This is a genomic window from Rossellomorea sp. YZS02, assembly GCF_033963925.1.
In the GTDB taxonomy this organism is placed as follows: Bacteria; Bacillota; Bacilli; order Bacillales; family Bacillaceae_B; genus Rossellomorea.
Map to the genome: position 1 here is coordinate 38,187 of NZ_JAXBLY010000014.1, position 18,752 is coordinate 56,938.

Genomic DNA, 18,752 nt, shown 5'->3' on the forward strand with positions numbered 1-18,752 from the left:
AAGCACTCTACATGGTATCTTATGTATAGATTGCTAGATTCGAATGATATAATCGTCTATTTGATAATAAAAAGGGCTATTTTATCCAAAAAAAATGCTAGACCTGAAAGACCAGGCCTAGCATGTTAATGAATATACTAGAGAATTAAACTCTTACTATTATTTTATACCAATTCGCGATCCCAATGGCGATGAGCGGCAATCGCTGTTATGAATTCCTGGACGAATTCCTTCATATTATCCCCAGTTACTACACCGGAACCGCCAACACCGGCTTCATCCAGCCAATGGATCCCTTCATGTGTGGCTCCGATTGGCTTATAATGAGAATACGCTTCTTTTACAAAGTAGGCCGTATCTTGAGAGAATTTCTTATCTACGTCCTCCCCGCCTATAATGTAAAGGCTATCAAATAAAACCGATTCTCCCGTTAGGAACGTATGGTCCACTTCCAGCTCTGAACCATTGTCGCCTTTTCGAATCCCCAGCTTGTCACTGATGACCTCAGGCTGAATCCCTTCTTCTTTAAGGGAAGTAAGGACCATGTCCACTTCTTCCCCTTTATAGCCGTTTCCTACGATTACTCCCACTTTTCTAGTAGCAGGTTTCTTGATTGTATTTTCCTGGCTAAGGGCTTTCGAAGATTTAGTCACCTTGGATTCTTCACCATCAGGGACTTCTACATTGATCGCTTCGGCAAATCCTTTTGCCAGCTCCCTGCTTACATTTGCAAACATGTCAACGACCTGTTTCTGCACCGATTTACTCTTCACCTTCCCAAGTTCAAAACTGAAAGCTTGAATAATATGCTCTTTCTCAGGGGCACTCATGCTGTTCCAGAACATGGTGGCTTGTGAGAAATGATCTTTAAAGCTTTCACTTCTCGCACGTACTTTACGCCCTTCCATTTTTTCCTGGTAGTGGGTGTATCCACCGTCTTCTTTGGAAGCAGGAGCTGGTGTATTGTGAGCAAGTGAGTTGTTATGATAGCTTACCTGCCCTTTATTGATTGTATGTCGACCGTATCCGTCACGCTGATTATTGTGGAAAGGACACACCGGTCTATTAATAGGAAGCTCGTGGAAGTTTGGTCCTCCAAGGCGGATCAATTGTGTATCGGTATAGGAAAATAAGCGGCCCTGTAATAATGGGTCATTGGAGAAATCGATACCTGGCACGACAGATCCCGGATGAAACGCCGCCTGCTCCGTTTCTGCGAATACATTATCCACATTGCGATTGAGGGTCATTTTCCCGACGATCTTCACAGGGACCTCTTCCTCCGGCCACAGCTTGGTCGGATCAAGGACATCAAAGTCAAAGTTAAATTCATCTTCTTCCGGAATGAGTTGAACACCAAGCTCATATTCAGGATAGTCCCCGTTTTCAATGGATTCCCACAGGTCCCTGCGATGGAAATCTGGGTCCTTCCCATTGATTTTCTGTGCCTCATCCCATACAAGGGAATGTGTCCCAAGTACCGGTTTCCAGTGGAATTTCACGAAATGTGCCTTGCCTTCCCCGTTAACCAAGCGGAATGTGTGAACTCCGAAGCCTTCCATCATACGCAGGCTTCGCGGAATTGCCCGATCGGACATGGCCCACATGACCATATGTGCAGATTCCTGGTTGTTCGCTACAAAGTCCCAAAACGTATCATGGGCAGAAGCAGCCTGGGGCATTTCATTGTGTGGCTCCGGCTTCACTGCGTGGATCAAATCCGGGAATTTGATTGCATCCTGTATAAAGAAAACAGGGATGTTGTTGCCGACAAGGTCATAATTCCCTTCTTCGGTATAAAACTTCGTGGCAAATCCACGTGCATCCCTTACCGTCTCCGCAGAACCTTTTGAGCCTGCCACAGTAGAAAAACGGACGAATACCGGTGTCTTCTTTGTGGTGTCCTGCAGGAATTTGGCACGTGTATATTCTTTCATAGAGTCATAGAGTTCGAATTCCCCGTGAGCCGCAAACCCCCGGGCATGGACAATCCGTTCAGGAATACGCTCATGGTCGAAGTGAGTCATCTTTTCACGGAAGTGGAAATCCTCCATTAACGTAGGACCGCGGTCTCCGGCTTTCAGCGAGAACTCATCCTCGGATACCTTCAACCCTTGATTGGTTGTAAGATGCTTCCCTTCATCTTCCACGCGATACTGTTCAAGCTGTTCATCCTTACTGCTGCCATTCACTTTCGTATGACGATCGTCTCCCATTCTTTCATCCCTCTCCATCTAAATTAATGTTTACTATGTAAAACATTCTGTTTCATTTGTACCCTTGATGGGATGATTTAAACATGCAATACATGCGGATAAATACAAAGCTTCAAAAAAATACTTTACCGCGTAACATTGTTCTGTTAAACTGGATGTAAATTAACGTAACAATGTTTTGTTACGTAAAAAGAGGTGATTCCTCATTGGAAACAGATTTAATTTCAAAAAAGGAAGTATTGGAGCTGACTGGCATATCCTATGGACAGCTATACAGATGGAAACGGAAGAATATCATCCCGGAAAGCTGGTTCATCAAGAAATCCAGCTATACAGGACAGGAAACTTTCTTCCCAAGGGAAAAGATGCTTGCCAGAATTGATACTATCAAAGAGATGAAAGATGGTTATTCCCTGGATGAGCTTTCGGACTTTTTCTCACCCCATCCCACCAAGGTCGAAGTCAGTGAAGAAGGATTGCGCTCACACAACATTCTTACAGAGGACACCATGACATTCTGTACATCGCTGTTAGCAATGAAAGGCGCTTATGAATTCCAGGATATCTTAAATATGGTGATTGTCGAAAAGGCACACCTATTAGAGATTCCTAAAGAAGCTCAGCGAACCCTATTTCTTTTTCTTCATGAGAAGTTTACTCCACTGAAAGAATCTTCCCTTGAGCTTATCGGTATCCGAAAAGATGAAGCGTATATATGGATGCTCCTGCCCCTCCCTTCGGACTTTCACGTAGACCATATGGCTCAAGTCGTATTGCGATTCGATTTACAACAAATGACGGAAGAATTGAAATTGACGTTAACGAATACGGAAGGGATCTAACACCCTTGAACTGGAGGAGAAATGGATGAATACAGTAGAAAAGAAAAAGTTGCATGACTTAAAGATCAGCGGGTCGGGAACATCCGGCGGAGGACAATTTGATGAAGTGAAAATCAGTGGAAGCGGAAAGATTGCAGGAGATATTGACTGTCGGGAGATGAAGATTTCAGGATCCGGGACGGTTGCAGGTGATGTAAAAGCCGGCGTCATCAAAACAAGCGGCTCTTCCACTATTGAAGGAAATACAAAAGCTGAAAATATATCAACGAGCGGGAGTTCTAAATATAACGGCTCCGTCATGGCCGCTGAAATGAATATCAGTGGCTCCAGTAAAATAACCGGTGACCTTATAGTGGAAAAATTCAAAGTAAGCGGTTCATGCAAAGTGGGAGGAAAGCTTCAGGGCGGATTGATCAAAGCAAGCGGTTCCCTGAAGGTGGGGCAGGATTGTGAAGTTGAAACCTTCTCATCTTCAGGCTCTGTCCACATCGACGGATTGCTCAATGCTGACAACGTTCAAATTGAGATCAATCACGAATCATCCATCAAAGAAATCGGCGGGGAGAAGATCTCCGTGACTCACCACAACTCGAACAGGCTGATTAAGCAAGTGGTCAACTTCTTCCTGCAAAAGGAAGACTATTTATTTTCAGATTTAATCGAAGGTGATGAGGTCTATCTTGAGAATACGAAAGCGAAGCTCGTTCGCGGTAAAAACGTCGTGATTAGTGAGCATTGCGATATCGATACGGTTGAGTATTCCGGCTCCATCGATGTGCACAAAGAAAGCCGCATCAGAAACAAAGTGAAAATCTAACATATTGGAGGAAGGGGATGGGCTTTGCCTTCCCTTTTTTCTACCATCTCCCCTTATTTACACCACCTTTCCCCCTCTAACATCTGAATTTCATATTTTTATTCTGAATGTTCTGCTATATTAATAGGTATATAGTACAATCCTGCACTGCATATGGAGGACTTTATGAAACGTTTGACCGATCACCTGATAGTCATCTCTTTTGATTGTTTGTCTGCCCTGGATTATCCGATTCTGAAAGAGCTTCCCCACTTCCGGGAACTGCTTGGACGAGGATCCTACTGCAAACAGGTTGAAACCATCTATCCTTCTGTTACCTATCCATGTCACGCAACCATCGTTACCGGGAAGTACCCCAATCGACACGGTGTTGTAAACAACACCCTGCTTCAGCCGGGGAGGGATTCCCCTGATTGGCATTGGTACAGGAAATCCATTAGAGGCACCACCCTGTATGATGAAGCAAAGAAGGCCGGGATGACGACCGCTGCCCTGCTTTGGCCGGTGACAGCTAAAGCAGACATAGATTATAATATGCCTGAAATATTCGCCAATCGACCATGGCATAATCAGATCCTTGTTTCCCTTCTGAATGGCAGTCCGCTCTATCAACTTCAGATGAATCGTCTCTTCGGCGGGGTCCGGAGTGGTCTTAACCAGCCGGAACTGGATGATTTCGTCCTGGAATCAACGGTCGAAACGATCAAAAGGAAGCCCGGCTTATTGCTTGTTCATTTTACGGATCTTGATACCCAGCGGCATTATCATGGCTTCTCTTCCGAAGAAGCGAAGAAGGCTCTTCATCGTCATGATGAGAGACTGGGGAGAATCATGAAAGCGTTAAAGGAAAACGACATGTATGAAGAAACGACGATCGTCGCCTTGGGGGATCATAGTGCACTTGATGAATCCATGGCCGTTCAATTCAACATTCTCCTAAAGGAAAAAGGAATGATAACCGTAAACGGACGGGGGAAGATTTCGAAATGGAAGGCTTATTGCAAAGGATGTGATGGCTCAGCCTACGTCTACACAAAAGATGATAAAGCAACAAAGGAAGTAAAACGGCTTTTGGAAGAGTTGCAACCCGATCCTTCCAACGGAATCGAATCCTTTCTCACTGGAGAGGAAGCAGCTGAAAAGGGGGCCGACGGACATTGTGCGTTTATGCTTGAGGCCCGTCCAGGTTTTTATTTTAAAGACGCACTGGAAGGTTCCTTCATTCATACGATCACCCCGGAAGATGTCAGGAAGAAGCGTTATACGTATGGATCTCATGGCTATTCTCCAGAAAAAGAGGGCTACTTCACGATTTTTATGGCGGCAGGAAAAGGCATTCGCCCGCATCAGGACCTCATTTCTATGCGCCTCGTCGATGAAGGACCTACATTCGCCACATTGCTCGGACTCAGCTTAGGTGACACTGACGGAAAACCGATAGAAGCCATACTCGACATATAAAGAAGAATCTGTTTCCTTAGGGGGAAAAACAATGAAGCGTTTTTCGAAAGAAGAAAGCAGCTGGATTTTTTACGATTGGGCGAACTCCGCTTATTCAATCATCATTTCCACCGCCGTCTTTCCGCTGTTTTATAAAGCCGCCGCCACCAATGCAGGGGTGAGTGCTGCTAATTCAACGGCTTATCTGGGATATACGATTGCCATTGCCACCTTCATCCTTGCCATGATCGGGCCGATTCTTGGTACCATCGCCGATTATGAAGGGTACAAGAAGAAGTTCTTTTCCTTCTTCTTTGCATTGGGTGTAACGTTCACCGCCCTTCTCGCTTTTGTTCCGAGCGATAATTGGCTGCTCTTATTGATTTTTTATACAGTGGCTGCCGTCGGTTCAGCAGGATCGAACGTCTTCTATGATGCATTTTTGACCGACGTTACCACGGAAGAACGGATGAACCGGGTATCGTCCCGGGGGTTTGGATTTGGATATATAGGCAGTACGATTCCCTTCATCATCAGTATCGCCATCATCGTATTATCCCAAAATGGCACTATCCCTTTCTCTGTCACCGTCGCCAGTAAGATCGCCTTTGTCATCACCGCTGTATGGTGGGGACTCTTTTCCATCCCTCTATTAAAGAATGTTCACCAGCGCTATTTTATCCAACGTGAGAAAAGCCCGGTGGCAAATAGCTTTAAACGCCTGGGAAAAACGATGAAAGAAATCAAAAAATATCGGGCACTCTTTTTATTCCTTCTTGCTTATTTCTTTTATATTGACGGTGTAGGTACCATCATTACGATGTCCACTGCTTACGGATCGGACCTTGGTATTTCATCCACGAATCTATTGATCATCCTATTTGTTACACAGGTAGTGGCTGGGCCATTTGCCATTCTATATGGAAGACTGGCAGAAAGATTCACAGGGAAGAAGATGTTGTATGTAGGCATCTGCGTATATATCATCGTGTGCATTTATGCTTATTTCTTGGAAACGACCCTGGACTTCTGGATATTAGCCATGCTTGTCGCCTCTTCTCAAGGGGGCATTCAGGCACTCAGCAGGGCCTATTTCGCCAAACTGATACCCAAGAAAAATGCCAATGAATTCTTTGGTTTTTATAATATTTTCGGTAAGTTCGCATCCATACTTGGTCCGCTGCTAGTGGCGGTCACAGCTCAAGTGACAGGTGCGTCCAACAGCGGTGTGTTCAGTCTTGTCATCCTCTTTATCATCGGAATTGTGGTACTCGCCTTCGTTCCAGAGCCAAAGGAAGATGATGTGGAAAAGTCTGCGATTGTGTAAACAAGAAAGAGCCTGATCACAGGATCAGGCTCTTTCTTTTATCTTCAGTTAATCTTAGAAAGTATGAGCTGCATCTTTCGCACGGGAAATGGCATTTTGCTTGATTTCCTCTGCTTTGTCCGGCATGGCAGCATGTCCCTCCACAATGACTCCTTCAAAAGAAGGTACCCCGAAAAACTGCATGATGATACTTAAATATCGGTGGCCCATCTCCATTCCAGCTGCAGGTCCTTCAGAGTAAATACCTCCCCGAGCCTGGATATGGATGGCTTTCTTATCCGTCAATAACCCAACCGGCCCCTGTTCCGTATATTTAAACGATTTCCCTGCCACTGCAACAGAGTCAATATAAGCTTTCATCACCGGCGGGAATGAGAAATTCCAGAACGGAGTGACAAATACATACTTATCGGCACTTATGAACTGGTCCGATAATTCATTCAGCCGATTCACTTTCTTCTGTTCTTCCGGTGAAAGCTCCTCGAATCCTTTACCAGATTGAAGCTTACCCCATCCGCTGAAAACATCCGCATCGATATGAGGAATATGTTCCCGGTATAAATCGAGGTGTATCACTTGATCTCCCGGGTTCACTTCCTTATATGTATCCATAAATGCTTTTGCAACCGCCATACTGTAGGACTGTGTATCATCATGGGGATGCGCTGTTATATATAATACTTGTGCCATTGATCATCCATCCTTTGCTTCGTTTTATTCACAACAGTATTTTATGAAGAAATGGATGGAATTATCCTTATTTACGAATCAAAAAAAAACGCTGCCTGTTTAGGGCAGCATTAAGTGAAATACCTTAGTCTTCTTCACCAGGCATTTCAAAAGGGTTTCCCCCGATATTTCTTCTCATTTCGTCTGTTAGTTCAAATGGAGTGTTCTCTTGTGCTTCCCCTGTTGTGAAATGGTGACTGCCATCAAAGTGAAATGGTTTACCTTCCAATGTCGACACCTCCGTTTTACTATAGTTTAGCCATTATGTAACGGTCTATCCATTTTTTCAGGCACAGACCTTTTACCTGGTAGTATTTACTTAATTATAATATGTCTCATTTCCAGAAGATATCCTTTTTTCCCATTTTATATTGATATTCTTTATTTTCTAATACGACGATTTGTTCAGATGATAGCTCTGCCACATGTTTGGTTTCTTCCACTAGATGTTGAATGAGCCGGTGACATTGCTTCGCTCCTTTGACAAGGAGGGGAACCCCTATCCAATCGATGCCAAGTTCTCTCGAGAATAATCCCCCCGCAGTCATGAATGGGGGTACAGTAGGAGAAGTGTTGGAAATGATGATTTTCTCTTGTTGATCATATCGACTAAGGAGAATGCCACATAAATCAGTTAAGGCAGGAACAACATACTTGGAATTTCTCCTTCCAATTGTATACACAGGATTATCATCTTGGTCCAACCCATGAAAAAGAATGTGACCGGTGTCCTTTTTGGTAAGCTTGTTAAAAAAAGGCACTGAAAGGATGTCATCCTTTGTAAGATCACCTTGTTTTAATAACTGTAAGTGATAGGCAGCAGCCATAGACGTTGTATGGGTTCCACCGAAATCATTGTAAATATAAATCATATGCCCACCCTTTGAATAAGTTCATTTTCCTTCAGTATGAACCTGATGAGCAGACTGTATCCCATTCCATGCATCAATAAAAAAAAAACGCCGCTTCCCAGAGTACAGGAATCGGCATTTACGGATGTATTTAACCACCTGCTGGTCCTGCAGCACGTTGACCAAGCTCCTGATCCATTACCAGTAAGGCAGAAGGATTATCCCCGGCAATCTTTAAGCGGTCGACAACTTTCTGGGACTGTGCTTCTTCATCGATTTGTTCCCTTAGAAATTCCTGGATGATCACCGCAGTCTGTTGATCCGTCTGGGCTGCATAATTATAGGCTTGACGATACGAATTTGTAACGAATTGCTCATGCTCCAACACCTTTTGAAAGGTTTCCAGAGGGGAGCCATATTCTTTCGGCTGGGCTGGAAGCTCCTGAAGCTCCACCACTCCTCCCCTGTCCGTCAGATAGTCAATGAGTTTCAACATATGTGTTCGCTCTTCCTCCGATTGAATTCTTAACCATTTAGCCATCCCGCTATAATTTTGGTTCGCCATATAAGCCGACATAGCCAGATATAATGTCGTTGACACATGCTCAATCTGAATCAGATTATTCACCAGTTATTGAATTTGATCATTAAGCATCGCAATCCTCCTCAATAATGTACTGACCTTCTATTTTATTGAGAGGGACCTTAAAATATGAGGAGATAAAAAAGCAGAACCATCTACATTTGATGGTTCTGCTTTCGTTCAACGTACCTTTTTTGTTTCTTTCTCGTCACCAGCTCTTCCAGAGTACCGGAACCGCACACGACGCCAAGTACAATGAACACCAATCCGATCAGATGATAATATGTCACGGTTTCCCCCAGGAAGATAGATGCTCCAACCAGGGAGAAAAAAGTATTGAGATTAAGGAAAATCGATGTTTCCGCAGCCCCGATTTTCCCAATTGAATGGTTGTAAATCATATGTCCCACAGCTGTCGCCAAGATGGCCGATGCAAAGAATAATACCCATATCGAGGCAGAAGCATCCCCTAATTGTCTCAATCCCCCCGGCTCTGTGAACAGACTGATGATAAACAGGACGACGGAACCGAATACGAGCATATAACCCGTCAGCAAACGTGGGTCCAGCGTTTTGGCAGCATGGCTTATGATGATGAAGCTCAATGCCTGAGAAAAAATGGAGATGAAGATGAACAGATCACCCATTTTCAGTCCTCCGATTCCCTCCCCTCCCGATAATACGATGATCGTCACGCCGACACTCCCGGAAAGAAACCCGATTACCTTAATTACAGTCGGCCTGTTCCGAAGAATGATCGTCGCCATCAAAGCAGTCAAGAGTGGACCCGTTCCGAGGATCAGCCCACCGTTAGTAGACGAAGTACCCGTTAACCCGACTGATAAAAAATAATGGTGACTGACCACATTCAACAGACCACCGCTAGTGATGAACAGAAGTTCTTTGGCTGTCGGCTTCCTGACCTTCCCCATTAAACCAAGAATGATGAATACCGTAATACCTGCCGTAAAAATCCGGAGTGAAGTGATCGTCACAGGTGTAAATTCACTTACCAACGTTTTTAATGCCGGGACATTAAATCCCCATATCAACATGATGAATACAAGAATCAAATAGGTTTGCCATTTTTTCAAAACTTACGGCGCCTTCTTTCTATTTCGGATATTTCATCCAATCATAGCACCCAAAAACCTTCTCTGCCAGAGAATAAATCCATATTCTTATCACTCATGGACTATGCTATAGTTAAAGTCGAAAGGGGTTTTCTAAAAATGACAAATCAACAACTGCCACCAAAGACATGTACCATCGAACGTCTTGTCACAAAATCTGAGGATGTCCAAAAGGTTCTTCAAGGAACGAAAACGGCGACACGCCGCAATGGAAGATACGCGGATATCGGGGAAATCATGGAGCTAAAAGGAAAGAAATACATAGTGAACAGTGTCTATTCACAATCACTAGGTGAACTGACGGATGATCATGCAAAGCAGGAAGGGTTTCAAACGGTGGAGGAATATAAAAATACCATTCTCTCCTATCACCCTGGAATGCCTTGGCACCCCGACATGAAAGTATGGGTCCATGAATTCAGCTTAGTGACAGAATAAGGTCCTATATATGGAACAACTTCTATACAGAACACTGATTTACCTTCATGTCATTAGTGTCGTAGCTTCAATTGGGCCTTTCTTCATTCTATTGCCGATGATGAAGAAGCTGCGTTCCGCCTCTGAGACCGTCCTTCCTTCTTACTTGGAAACGTTCCGTTTCACTGTACAGCTTTCAAAGCATTCAGGGCACGTCCTTGTAGGAACTGGCATTCTCCTGGTTCTGCTTGGACCATGGACATGGACGACACCCTGGATCATTATGACCCTCGTCATTCTGTTCTGCTCCCTTTTCTTTCTCGCACGGGCATTTTCACCGACCCTGAGGAAATTCAGGGAAGATGATGCGAACAGGGAAAAGCTGGTCGGAAAGTTGCACCGGACCGTCTGGATATATCTCATTCTCTTACTGGCAATGCTGTGGTTTATGGTTGTAAAGCCGGAAATGTGGGCTTAAAGAGTGTGTGCCAGGTACAATTTTGGTTGATTGTGCCTGGTACACGCTTTTTCGTATGACTGAGCTTTTTTATAGCGACAATCTTCACATACCCACACCTATATTAATGTTATTAATCAGCTTTTGTTGTGCCACTATAACAAAACTTGTGCCAAGTTTTGTTTGGAAGTAAAAACACCCTATTCATTCCCCTTATTACCCTTCGAATCCAACACTTTCATAAAATAGGCAGTCGGTAGTAACAACCCGATAGCTGCTTCCAACAAAGCAAAGAACCTGAGATACCCGGTGGGGATATAATCACCGTACCCAACTGACAGGATCGTCACGCCGCTATAATAAAGGTAATTAGAAAATGTATGCTCTACGGGCTTTCCACCAGGCGAGCTTACCCGTAGCATAGGATTATCGAAGGACAATGCATAATAAAGTACAGCAAATGCAATCATGATACCAAAAAGGACAAAGAACAGTTTATAAAATAGCGCGGTGCTGAAATAGCTATACTTGAAATGCTTATCTTTTAAAAAATAGATTAGGTTTACCAAAATAAATAGAAGGGCCCCTAATGTAACGATGGTTGCCAAAACGTTGTGAATCCTCCTCTTACTATAGACTATGTTTCATATACCACGTGCTGTATGATTAAAACCGATGATTTCAAATTCGTATTCCTCTTCACCCAAACCCACATATGATATAACAACTCCTCTTAGTTGAGAAAGGTGAGAAAACCATTGAATATGTATAGACCCGCTCATGGCGGTGGAGGGCATGCAAGTTGGGGAAATGGACACGGACACGCAAGTTGGGGACACGGAACAACCTGGAACCAGGGAGGGAACTGGAATCACGGAGGAAATTGGAATCACGGCTGGGGATACCCTGGTTTTGCTGCCGGGACAGTGACAGGATTAGCCGTTGGTGCTGCTGTATCACCTGGACCTTACCCGGTACCCGCGCCTGCTTATCCATATCCGTATCCGTACCCTTATCCCTATCCACCACCGTACCCACAATAAATATAGAAACGAGGTAAATCCCCGATTCCTGAATGGAGTCGGGGATTTCTTTACGGTTGCATTATTTAATCAAACGTCGGCTACTATGGTTTATGTCATGTTTCTTTTTCAACCATGAAATTCCTCCCATGGAATGGAGATTCCCTCTTTATTATAATGACGAACGTTTTTCTATTAATAAAATGTGGTATAATAGATTAGTTGGTAATTTATTTCATAGATTCGTATACACAAGGAGGAAGCAATATGGATTTCCTATTTCCACTTGGACTAGCCATCTCTACCGGTGCAATCATTGCCCTTTTAAAAATCATTGCCATCGATATCATTCTGTCTGGCGATAATGCCATTGTCATAGCCATGGCAACAAGGCGATTACCAAAAGACCTTCAAAATAAAGCGATATTCTGGGGAACGGCCGGTGCCGTCATCCTCCGTATTTTCTTTGCAGCGATCATCGTCTATTTACTTCAGATTCCTTATGTGCATCTCATCGGTGGCGTTCTGCTGCTATGGATTGCCTATCAGGTACTTGTCGAGGATGAAGAAGAAGCCAATATCAAATCGCATACAGGGCTTAGACAGGCCATTACGACCATCATCATTGCCGATGCCGCGATGAGTCTAGATAACGTCGTTGCTGTAGCAGGTGCTGCTCACGGACATATCGGTATGATCGCCCTTGGCGTCTTCATTTCGATCCCGATTATGATCTTTGGCTCGAAAGCGATCGTGAAAATTTTGGAAAGATACCGCTGGATCGCCTACCTTGGAGCAGGGATCCTTGCCTACACAGCAGGGGAAATGATCGTGTCAGATGAGAAGTTCTTACACCTTATCAATATTGAGCATGGAGCGATTACGACCATTATTACAATCGTTCTGACTGCCGCCATTCTTCTTGGTGGTTTCCTGGCAAATAAGCGTACTCAATCTGATCATAAAAATGTTCAACAATATAATGCATAAACAAAAAAGATGCCTGCACGCGTAGGCATCTTTTTTGTTTTGTGAAAGACCTTTTTGGAAAGACTAATTGCCAGTCAATTAAGGAGGAGGACGTTTGTATTGGATTTCTTCATGAGCCAGCATTCACTGACTGCTATGGAATGGATTTTCCGTGCGGCTATAGGATTCATCTTTTTACTTGTCATAACCAAATTAATGGGACAACGGTCCATCTCTCAACTGCGATTCCTTGATTTTGTTATGGCCCTCCTCATAGGGAATATCATGGCTCACCCCTTGTCAGACGAAGGGTTAGGAATGAAAGGATCTATGCTCACTATGGGTACATTGGTCTTTCTCTATCTCATAGGGGTCTACCTCAGTCTTCATTCAACCATCATACGGAAAATACTGGACCCGTCCCCTATCTCCATCATATATAATGGTGACATCTTATATAAAAATCTAAAGAAAGCAAGGATTCCTTTAGAAAGCCTGTTATCTGAATTAAGGAAGCAACAAATCGAAGAAGTTCACAAAGTGGCAATAGCCATGTGGGAGCCGGGAGGAGAAATTTCATTCTTCCTCAAACCACAATATCAGCCAGTGACACATCAGGATGTTGCGCTTCCATTTCAAGCATTTGACCTCCCCATACCGATTATTGAGGATGGCAGAATCAATCTATCTGAATTACTGAACCTGAATAAAGACGTATCCTGGCTGCACGATCAATTGAGAAGCTCTTATGATGCAACAGTTCATGATGTCTTGCTGGCAACGATAGATAAGCAGGATCAAATAAAAATCTATCTGTATAAATGAGAACCCCTTCCACACGCGGAGGGGGTTTTAGATTATGATTTCATCATCTGTTTAACCAGTTCTTTGTTCCTTTTCTTGAATACTTCGTTATGGGATGATACCATGGCAAATTCATTTGCGTCAGGCTGAATGAATTGCTTGGCTTTATTGACTGCGTTTGCAGCATCTTGGAAAGCACCCGCAATCAGATTCACCTTTCCTTCATGTTTCAGGATATCTCCTGCCGCATATAGTCCATCTATGGAGGATTCGCTCGTTGTCGAACCTGCTATATAATATTCATCGATCATGGCGATATCGAGTGAACTATCTTTAAGTAAGGATGTATCGATTTCATAACCGTGATTGATAATCACCTCATCGATTGACAGATAGGACACTTCCTTTGTCTGATGATTGGTCAACTCGACCCTCTCAATGGAATCGTGATTGGCTCCTGCAAGCAATTTGGATATAGACGTATTCAGTAAACAAGTCGCCGAGCTGTTCATGAGCTGTGCGCATTGTGCCTCGTGTCCTTTTAGAGCATCTTTTCGATAGGCGATATACACCTTCTTAGCCACAGGCTCCAGTTCATTTGCCCAATCGATTGCGGAATTCCCTCCCCCAGAAATGATGACCGTCTTTCCTTTAAATCGTTTTAATGACTTCACAGTGTAGTTTAAATTGGAGACTTCAAATCGTTCTGCCCCTTCAATGTCAAGCTTTTGAGGATTGATGATCCCGCTACCCACTGCGACGATGACCGTTTTTGAATAATGCTTTTCACCGGAGGAACCCTCTAAAATAAAGATTCCATCTTCGTTCCTTGTAATCGATTCCACTTTTTCATTCAGGACGACAGTCGGGTTGAACGTTAACCCTTGTTGAACAAGTTGCTCGATCAATTTTGCCCCCGGTACTGGCGTAAGTCCCCCTACATCCCAGATCATTTTCTCAGGATATACGTGTATCTTTCCGCCTAAGGTTGATTGAAATTCAATGATCTTTGTTTTCATTTCTCTTAATCCGCTGTAAAAGGCTGAGTAAAGTCCAGCAGGCCCTCCGCCAATGACGGTTACGTCGAATATTTCTTTTATCATATCCGTTCACTCCTTGGTAATCAGAACGCAACTGATTATCATTCTCAACTACATCCTACAACTTTTTTTCTTCCATGACAATAAAAAATTTCTATTGACATTAGGAAAAATGAATTATAGTATGGAAATTGTTCGAGACTGATAATCATTATCACTTAGATATTCACTCACAATACTTTTTGGGAGGTTATAAAATGGCACGCCTCTATACGGAGGATTTAAACATTGGCTATGGTGAGCGCTTAATCGTTAAGAATCTTAATGTCGTAATCCCCGACAAGAAAATCACGACAATTATCGGCTCCAATGGATGTGGAAAGTCCACTTTACTGAAAGCGATTACCCGGATCATTTCCCATCAAACCGGGAACGTGGTGTTGGATGGTGAAAATATTTCAAAAGGTGATACGAAGGAATTGGCTAAAAAGATGGCGATTCTTCCTCAGACACCAGAAAGTGCAAGTGGACTCTCGGTTGGTGAATTGGTGTCTTACGGACGTTTCCCCCACCAAAAAGGAATGGGTCGGCTGAAGAAGAAAGATTATGATGTGATTAATTGGGCCCTTGAAGTAACAGGAACACTCCAATTTAAGTACAGAGAAGTCGATGCATTATCAGGTGGTCAACGACAACGGGTATGGATCGCCATGGCGCTTGCCCAGGAAACGGACATCATCTTCCTCGATGAACCTACTACATACTTAGACATGGCCCACCAGCTTGAAGTCCTTGAGCTGTTACAAAAGCTCAATCAGGAACAGGAACGCACCATTGTGATGGTCTTGCACGATTTAAACCAGGCAGCCCGTTTTGCCGATTATATCGTAGCCTTAAAAGAAGGTGAGATTGTTAAATCGGGAAGTTGCGAAGAAGTCATCACACACGACGTATTGAAAAAGGTTTTTCAGATTGATGCCGAAATCGGGAGAGATCCTAGAACAAATAAACCAATGTGTATCACATATAACTTACTCAAAGGAGAAGATCAACATGAAAAAATGGGTCATTCCATTCACTCTGCTGTTAGTGTTACTGGTTAGCGCCTGCAGCAACGGTTCATCAAAAGAAGAAGGTTCAGATGCAAAGGAAAAGGAAAGTAAATCAGATACCATCACATATCAGTCAGAAAATGGTCCCGTTGAAGTGCCGGCAGATCCACAGCGTGTCGTCGTTCTATCTTCATTTGCAGGAAATGTAATGGCACTTGATGTGGATCTCGTTGGTGTAGATTCCTGGTCCAAAATGAATCCTCGTTGGGAAAAAAAGCTCGAAGGTGTTGAAGAAGTTACCGACGAAAATCTTGAGAAGATTATTGAACTTGATCCGGATCTGATCATCGGTTTATCCAATATTAAAAATGTGGATAAATTAAATGAAATCGCTCCTACTGTTACATACACTTACGGAAAAGTAGACTATTTAACTCAGCACATTGAAATTGGAAAACTATTAAACAAAGAAAAAGAAGCTCAGCAATGGGTCGATGACTTTAAAGAGCGCGCACAAACTGCCGGTGAGGATATCAAAGCAAAAATCGGCGAAGATGCAACCGTTTCCGTCATTGAAAGCTTCAATAAGCAATTATACGTATACGGGAACAATTGGGGTCGCGGGACAGAGATCCTTTATCAGGAAATGGATTTGAAGATGCCTGAAAAAGTAAAAGAACAAGCGTTGGAACCTGGGTACTTTGCCCTTTCCACTGAGGTGATGCCTGAGTTTGCGGGAGATTATCTGATTATAAGTAAGGACCCTAAAGCAGATAACTCGTTTATGGAAACCGAAACATACAAGAACATTCCTGCAGTGAAGAACAACCAGGTATTTGAAGTGAATATGATGGAATTTTACTTTAATGATCCTCTTACTCTGGATTATCAGCTGGATTTCTTCAAAGAGAAATTTCTAGGCAATTAAGTGGTATTGGGGAATTCTTATGATGAGAATTCCCCATTTTCTATACTCTAAAAAGAAAAGATGATTGATGATGACCATTCAAAATCAACAAATTCCTTTTATTTATAAATTGATCGGTGCGACCCTTCTTTTTGTAGCTGCCTTTTTGGTATCTGTTACTTTTGGAGCTGCCGAGACAACGGTGAAGGATGTCTTTCATGCCCTCACGTTCTCGGCTGAGGGAGACAAGATCACTATTCTCCAGGAGATCCGCTTCCCCCGGGAAGTGGCCGCCATCGTGGTCGGGGCATCCCTTGCCGTATCAGGTGCCATCATGCAGGGCATGACACGTAATCCCCTGGCAGATCCCGGTTTACTTGGCCTGACAGCCGGAGCGAATGCTTCCCTGGCAATCGCTCTCGCATTCATCCCTTCCATCAGCTATTACGGGATCATGATTGCCTGCTTTATTGGTTCTGCAGCCGGTGCCCTAATGGTGTTCGGGATCAGCTCCATGAAAAGAGGAGGCTTTTCCCCTTTTAGAATCGTACTGGCGGGTGCTGCCGTATCTGCCTTTTTATTTGCCATAGCTGAAGGAGTCGGCTTGTTTTTCAAGTTGTCGAAAGATGTTTCCATGTGGACGGCAGGTGGAATGATCGGTACTACCTGGTCTCAGCTTCAGGTGATCGTTCCATTTATTGTGATCGGTATTCTCGTAGCTTTATTTTTCTCCAGACAACTGACGATCTTGAGCTTGAATGAAGAGGTGGCGGTTGGGCTGGGACAGCGTACGGTCTTTGTCAAAGGTGTTCTATTCATCGTGATCGTCCTTCTCGCAGGGGCTGCCGTTGCACTTGTAGGGAATATGGTATTCATTGGGTTGATGATTCCCCATATGGTCCGTGCAGTCGTTGGAACAGATTATCGTTTCATCATTCCCATCTCCTCCCTGTTTGGCGCATCATTCATGCTTCTTGCCGACACACTTGGACGTACGATCAACTCGCCATTTGAAACACCTGTGGCCGCGATCGTTGCGATGATGGGGCTTCCCTTCTTCCTGTTCATCGTTCATAAAGGAGGGAAAGGCTTCTCATGATACATCCGGACTTGATCAAAAAACAGCGCATGCTCCTTATCGCTCTACTCATACTTATCGGGGCAACCGCCTTTGTCAGCATTGGAATGGGCTATTCTTCTGTATCATATAACAGGCTCGTCCCCACTTTGTTGGGGGAAGGATCATTTAAAGAAGAGTTCATCCTCTTTTCCATCCGCTTGCCGAGGATCATCATCACCATTCTTGCAGGAATGGCCCTTGCCTTATCCGGTTCCATCCTTCAGGGGGTGACCCGGAACGACCTGGCTGACCCCGGGATCATCGGGATCAACTCGGGGGCAGGTGTAGCGATTGCCATCTTCTTTTTGTTCTTCCCTATGAATGCGGGTTCCTTTGCTTATATGCTTCCGATTGTGGCATTCGCTGGGGCACTCCTTACAGCCTGCTTGATTTACATATTTTCTTACAGCAGGCGGAATGGAATCCAGCCAGTACGCCTTGTCCTGGTGGGAGTCGGATTCTCCATGGCCTTATCAGGGCTGATGATCATCCTGATATCCAGTGCGGAAAGGGCAAAGGTTGACTTTATTGCCAAGTGGCTCGCGGGTAATATATGGGGGACCGATTGGCCGTTTATCTGGGCCATCCTTCCATGGTTGGTCATTTTGATTCCTTTTGCTCTGTATAAATCCCAAATGCTTAATCTACTGGGATTGAGTGAACCTGTTTCCATAGGAGTAGGGGTCTCCATAAACCGTGAGCGCTTCATGATGCTGATGGTAGCCGTCGCCTTAGCCGCATCGGCCGTCTCCGTCACTGGCGGGATCGCCTTTATCGGCCTGATGGCCCCACATATGGCGAAGGCCCTGGTCGGACCACGCAGCCAAATGTTCATGCCCATCGCCATCCTACTCGGGGGCTGGCTCCTGCTCCTCGCAGACACCATAGGCCGGAACATCCTCCAACCCGACGGAATCCCTGCCGGCATCATGATCGCCCTCATCGGCGCCCCCTACTTCATGTACCTGCTACTAAGGAAGTAGGCTTGAGGGACGGACCTCTAATTTAACGAAGGATTGCTATAAT

General features: G+C 44.2%; 21 protein-coding genes. 13 read left to right on the forward strand and 8 right to left on the reverse strand.

Annotated features, from left to right (window positions below):
* Positions 1–164: 164 nt before the first annotated feature.
* A complete protein-coding gene (locus SLH55_RS14555; protein ID WP_320323802.1) occupies positions 165–2,216 on the reverse strand; it encodes a catalase in 2,052 nt (683 codons plus the stop codon).
* Between the two features lie 206 nt (positions 2,217–2,422).
* Here SLH55_RS14555 and SLH55_RS14560 point away from each other — a divergent pair, with 206 nt between their 5' ends.
* The 4 genes from SLH55_RS14560 (at position 2,423) to SLH55_RS14575 (ending at position 6,642) form a co-directional block, all read left to right on the forward strand.
* Positions 2,423–3,058 carry a DUF4004 family protein gene (locus SLH55_RS14560; RefSeq protein WP_320323803.1) on the forward strand — a complete coding sequence of 212 codons (636 nt, stop codon included), beginning with the start codon at positions 2,423–2,425 and terminating at the stop codon, positions 3,056–3,058.
* Positions 3,059–3,083: 25 nt separating this feature from the next.
* Positions 3,084–3,875 (forward strand): polymer-forming cytoskeletal protein, encoded by a 792-nt coding sequence (locus tag SLH55_RS14565; protein WP_219165619.1) that lies wholly within the window; start codon positions 3,084–3,086, stop codon positions 3,873–3,875.
* A 165-nt stretch (positions 3,876–4,040) separates the two neighbouring features.
* Positions 4,041–5,336, forward strand: coding sequence for an ectonucleotide pyrophosphatase/phosphodiesterase (locus SLH55_RS14570; protein ID WP_320323804.1), 1,296 nt, complete (start codon positions 4,041–4,043; stop codon positions 5,334–5,336).
* Between the two features lie 31 nt (positions 5,337–5,367).
* A complete protein-coding gene (locus SLH55_RS14575) occupies positions 5,368–6,642 on the forward strand; it encodes an MFS transporter (protein ID WP_320323805.1) in 1,275 nt (424 codons plus the stop codon).
* Between the two features lie 54 nt (positions 6,643–6,696).
* Here the strand turns inward: SLH55_RS14575 and SLH55_RS14580 are convergent, their stop codons facing one another.
* The 5 genes from SLH55_RS14580 to SLH55_RS14600 all read right to left on the reverse strand — a co-directional run bounded on the left by SLH55_RS14580 (position 6,697) and on the right by SLH55_RS14600 (position 9,899).
* On the reverse strand, positions 6,697–7,332 hold the full coding sequence (locus SLH55_RS14580) for an FMN-dependent NADH-azoreductase (RefSeq protein WP_219165622.1): 636 nt from the start codon (positions 7,330–7,332) through the stop codon (positions 6,697–6,699).
* Positions 7,333–7,456: 124 nt separating this feature from the next.
* Positions 7,457–7,600: a hypothetical protein gene (locus SLH55_RS14585; protein WP_219165623.1), complete on the reverse strand. Its 144-nt coding sequence runs from the start codon at positions 7,598–7,600 to the stop codon at positions 7,457–7,459.
* Between the two features lie 106 nt (positions 7,601–7,706).
* Positions 7,707–8,243, reverse strand: coding sequence for a DUF3189 family protein (locus tag SLH55_RS14590; RefSeq protein ID WP_219165624.1), 537 nt, complete (start codon positions 8,241–8,243; stop codon positions 7,707–7,709).
* Between the two features lie 130 nt (positions 8,244–8,373).
* Positions 8,374–8,853 (reverse strand): ferritin, encoded by a 480-nt coding sequence (locus SLH55_RS14595; RefSeq protein WP_320323854.1) that lies wholly within the window; start codon positions 8,851–8,853, stop codon positions 8,374–8,376.
* Positions 8,854–8,960: 107 nt separating this feature from the next.
* Positions 8,961–9,899 (reverse strand): DMT family transporter, encoded by a 939-nt coding sequence (locus SLH55_RS14600; RefSeq protein ID WP_320323806.1) that lies wholly within the window; start codon positions 9,897–9,899, stop codon positions 8,961–8,963.
* 138 nt (positions 9,900–10,037) lie between these two features.
* Between SLH55_RS14600 and SLH55_RS14605 the strand changes: the two genes are divergently transcribed.
* A complete protein-coding gene (locus SLH55_RS14605; protein WP_219167040.1) occupies positions 10,038–10,376 on the forward strand; it encodes an ASCH domain-containing protein in 339 nt (112 codons plus the stop codon).
* A 10-nt stretch (positions 10,377–10,386) separates the two neighbouring features.
* Entirely contained in the window at positions 10,387–10,833 is a 447-nt protein-coding gene (locus SLH55_RS14610; RefSeq protein WP_219167041.1) for a hypothetical protein, read from the forward strand.
* Positions 10,834–11,012: 179 nt separating this feature from the next.
* Here the strand turns inward: SLH55_RS14610 and SLH55_RS14615 are convergent, their stop codons facing one another.
* Entirely contained in the window at positions 11,013–11,420 is a 408-nt protein-coding gene (locus SLH55_RS14615; RefSeq protein WP_320323807.1) for a potassium channel family protein, read from the reverse strand.
* 156 nt (positions 11,421–11,576) lie between these two features.
* On the opposite strand from SLH55_RS14615, the gene SLH55_RS14620 reads away from it, so the two are divergent.
* The 3 genes from SLH55_RS14620 to SLH55_RS14630 all read left to right on the forward strand — a co-directional run bounded on the left by SLH55_RS14620 (position 11,577) and on the right by SLH55_RS14630 (position 13,628).
* Positions 11,577–11,855, forward strand: coding sequence for a hypothetical protein (locus tag SLH55_RS14620; protein WP_219167802.1), 279 nt, complete (start codon positions 11,577–11,579; stop codon positions 11,853–11,855).
* A gap of 246 nt (positions 11,856–12,101) precedes the next feature.
* Entirely contained in the window at positions 12,102–12,824 is a 723-nt protein-coding gene (locus tag SLH55_RS14625; RefSeq protein ID WP_320323808.1) for a TerC family protein, read from the forward strand.
* Positions 12,825–12,923: 99 nt separating this feature from the next.
* Positions 12,924–13,628, forward strand: a complete 705-nt coding sequence (locus SLH55_RS14630) for a DUF421 domain-containing protein (protein WP_219167044.1) — start codon at positions 12,924–12,926, stop codon at positions 13,626–13,628.
* 32 nt (positions 13,629–13,660) lie between these two features.
* On the opposite strand, the gene SLH55_RS14635 is transcribed toward SLH55_RS14630, so the two are convergent.
* The gene (locus SLH55_RS14635; protein ID WP_219167045.1) at positions 13,661–14,710 is read right to left on the reverse strand and encodes an NAD(P)/FAD-dependent oxidoreductase; all 1,050 of its coding nucleotides are present in this window, start codon (positions 14,708–14,710) and stop codon (positions 13,661–13,663) included.
* A gap of 194 nt (positions 14,711–14,904) precedes the next feature.
* On the opposite strand from SLH55_RS14635, the gene SLH55_RS14640 reads away from it, so the two are divergent.
* The 4 genes from SLH55_RS14640 to SLH55_RS14655 all read left to right on the forward strand — a co-directional run bounded on the left by SLH55_RS14640 (position 14,905) and on the right by SLH55_RS14655 (position 18,709).
* The gene (locus SLH55_RS14640) at positions 14,905–15,750 is read left to right on the forward strand and encodes an ABC transporter ATP-binding protein (protein WP_219167046.1); all 846 of its coding nucleotides are present in this window, start codon (positions 14,905–14,907) and stop codon (positions 15,748–15,750) included.
* A complete protein-coding gene (locus SLH55_RS14645) occupies positions 15,701–16,627 on the forward strand; it encodes an iron-hydroxamate ABC transporter substrate-binding protein (RefSeq protein WP_320323809.1) in 927 nt (308 codons plus the stop codon). The genes SLH55_RS14640 and SLH55_RS14645 overlap by 50 nt, the downstream gene beginning before the upstream one ends.
* Before the next feature lie 70 nt (positions 16,628–16,697).
* Positions 16,698–17,705 carry a FecCD family ABC transporter permease gene (locus SLH55_RS14650; protein WP_219167804.1) on the forward strand — a complete coding sequence of 336 codons (1,008 nt, stop codon included), beginning with the start codon at positions 16,698–16,700 and terminating at the stop codon, positions 17,703–17,705.
* A complete protein-coding gene (locus tag SLH55_RS14655; protein ID WP_320323810.1) occupies positions 17,702–18,709 on the forward strand; it encodes an iron ABC transporter permease in 1,008 nt (335 codons plus the stop codon). Before SLH55_RS14650 ends, SLH55_RS14655 begins: the two co-directional genes overlap by 4 nt.
* The last annotated feature ends 43 nt before the right edge of the window (positions 18,710–18,752 follow it).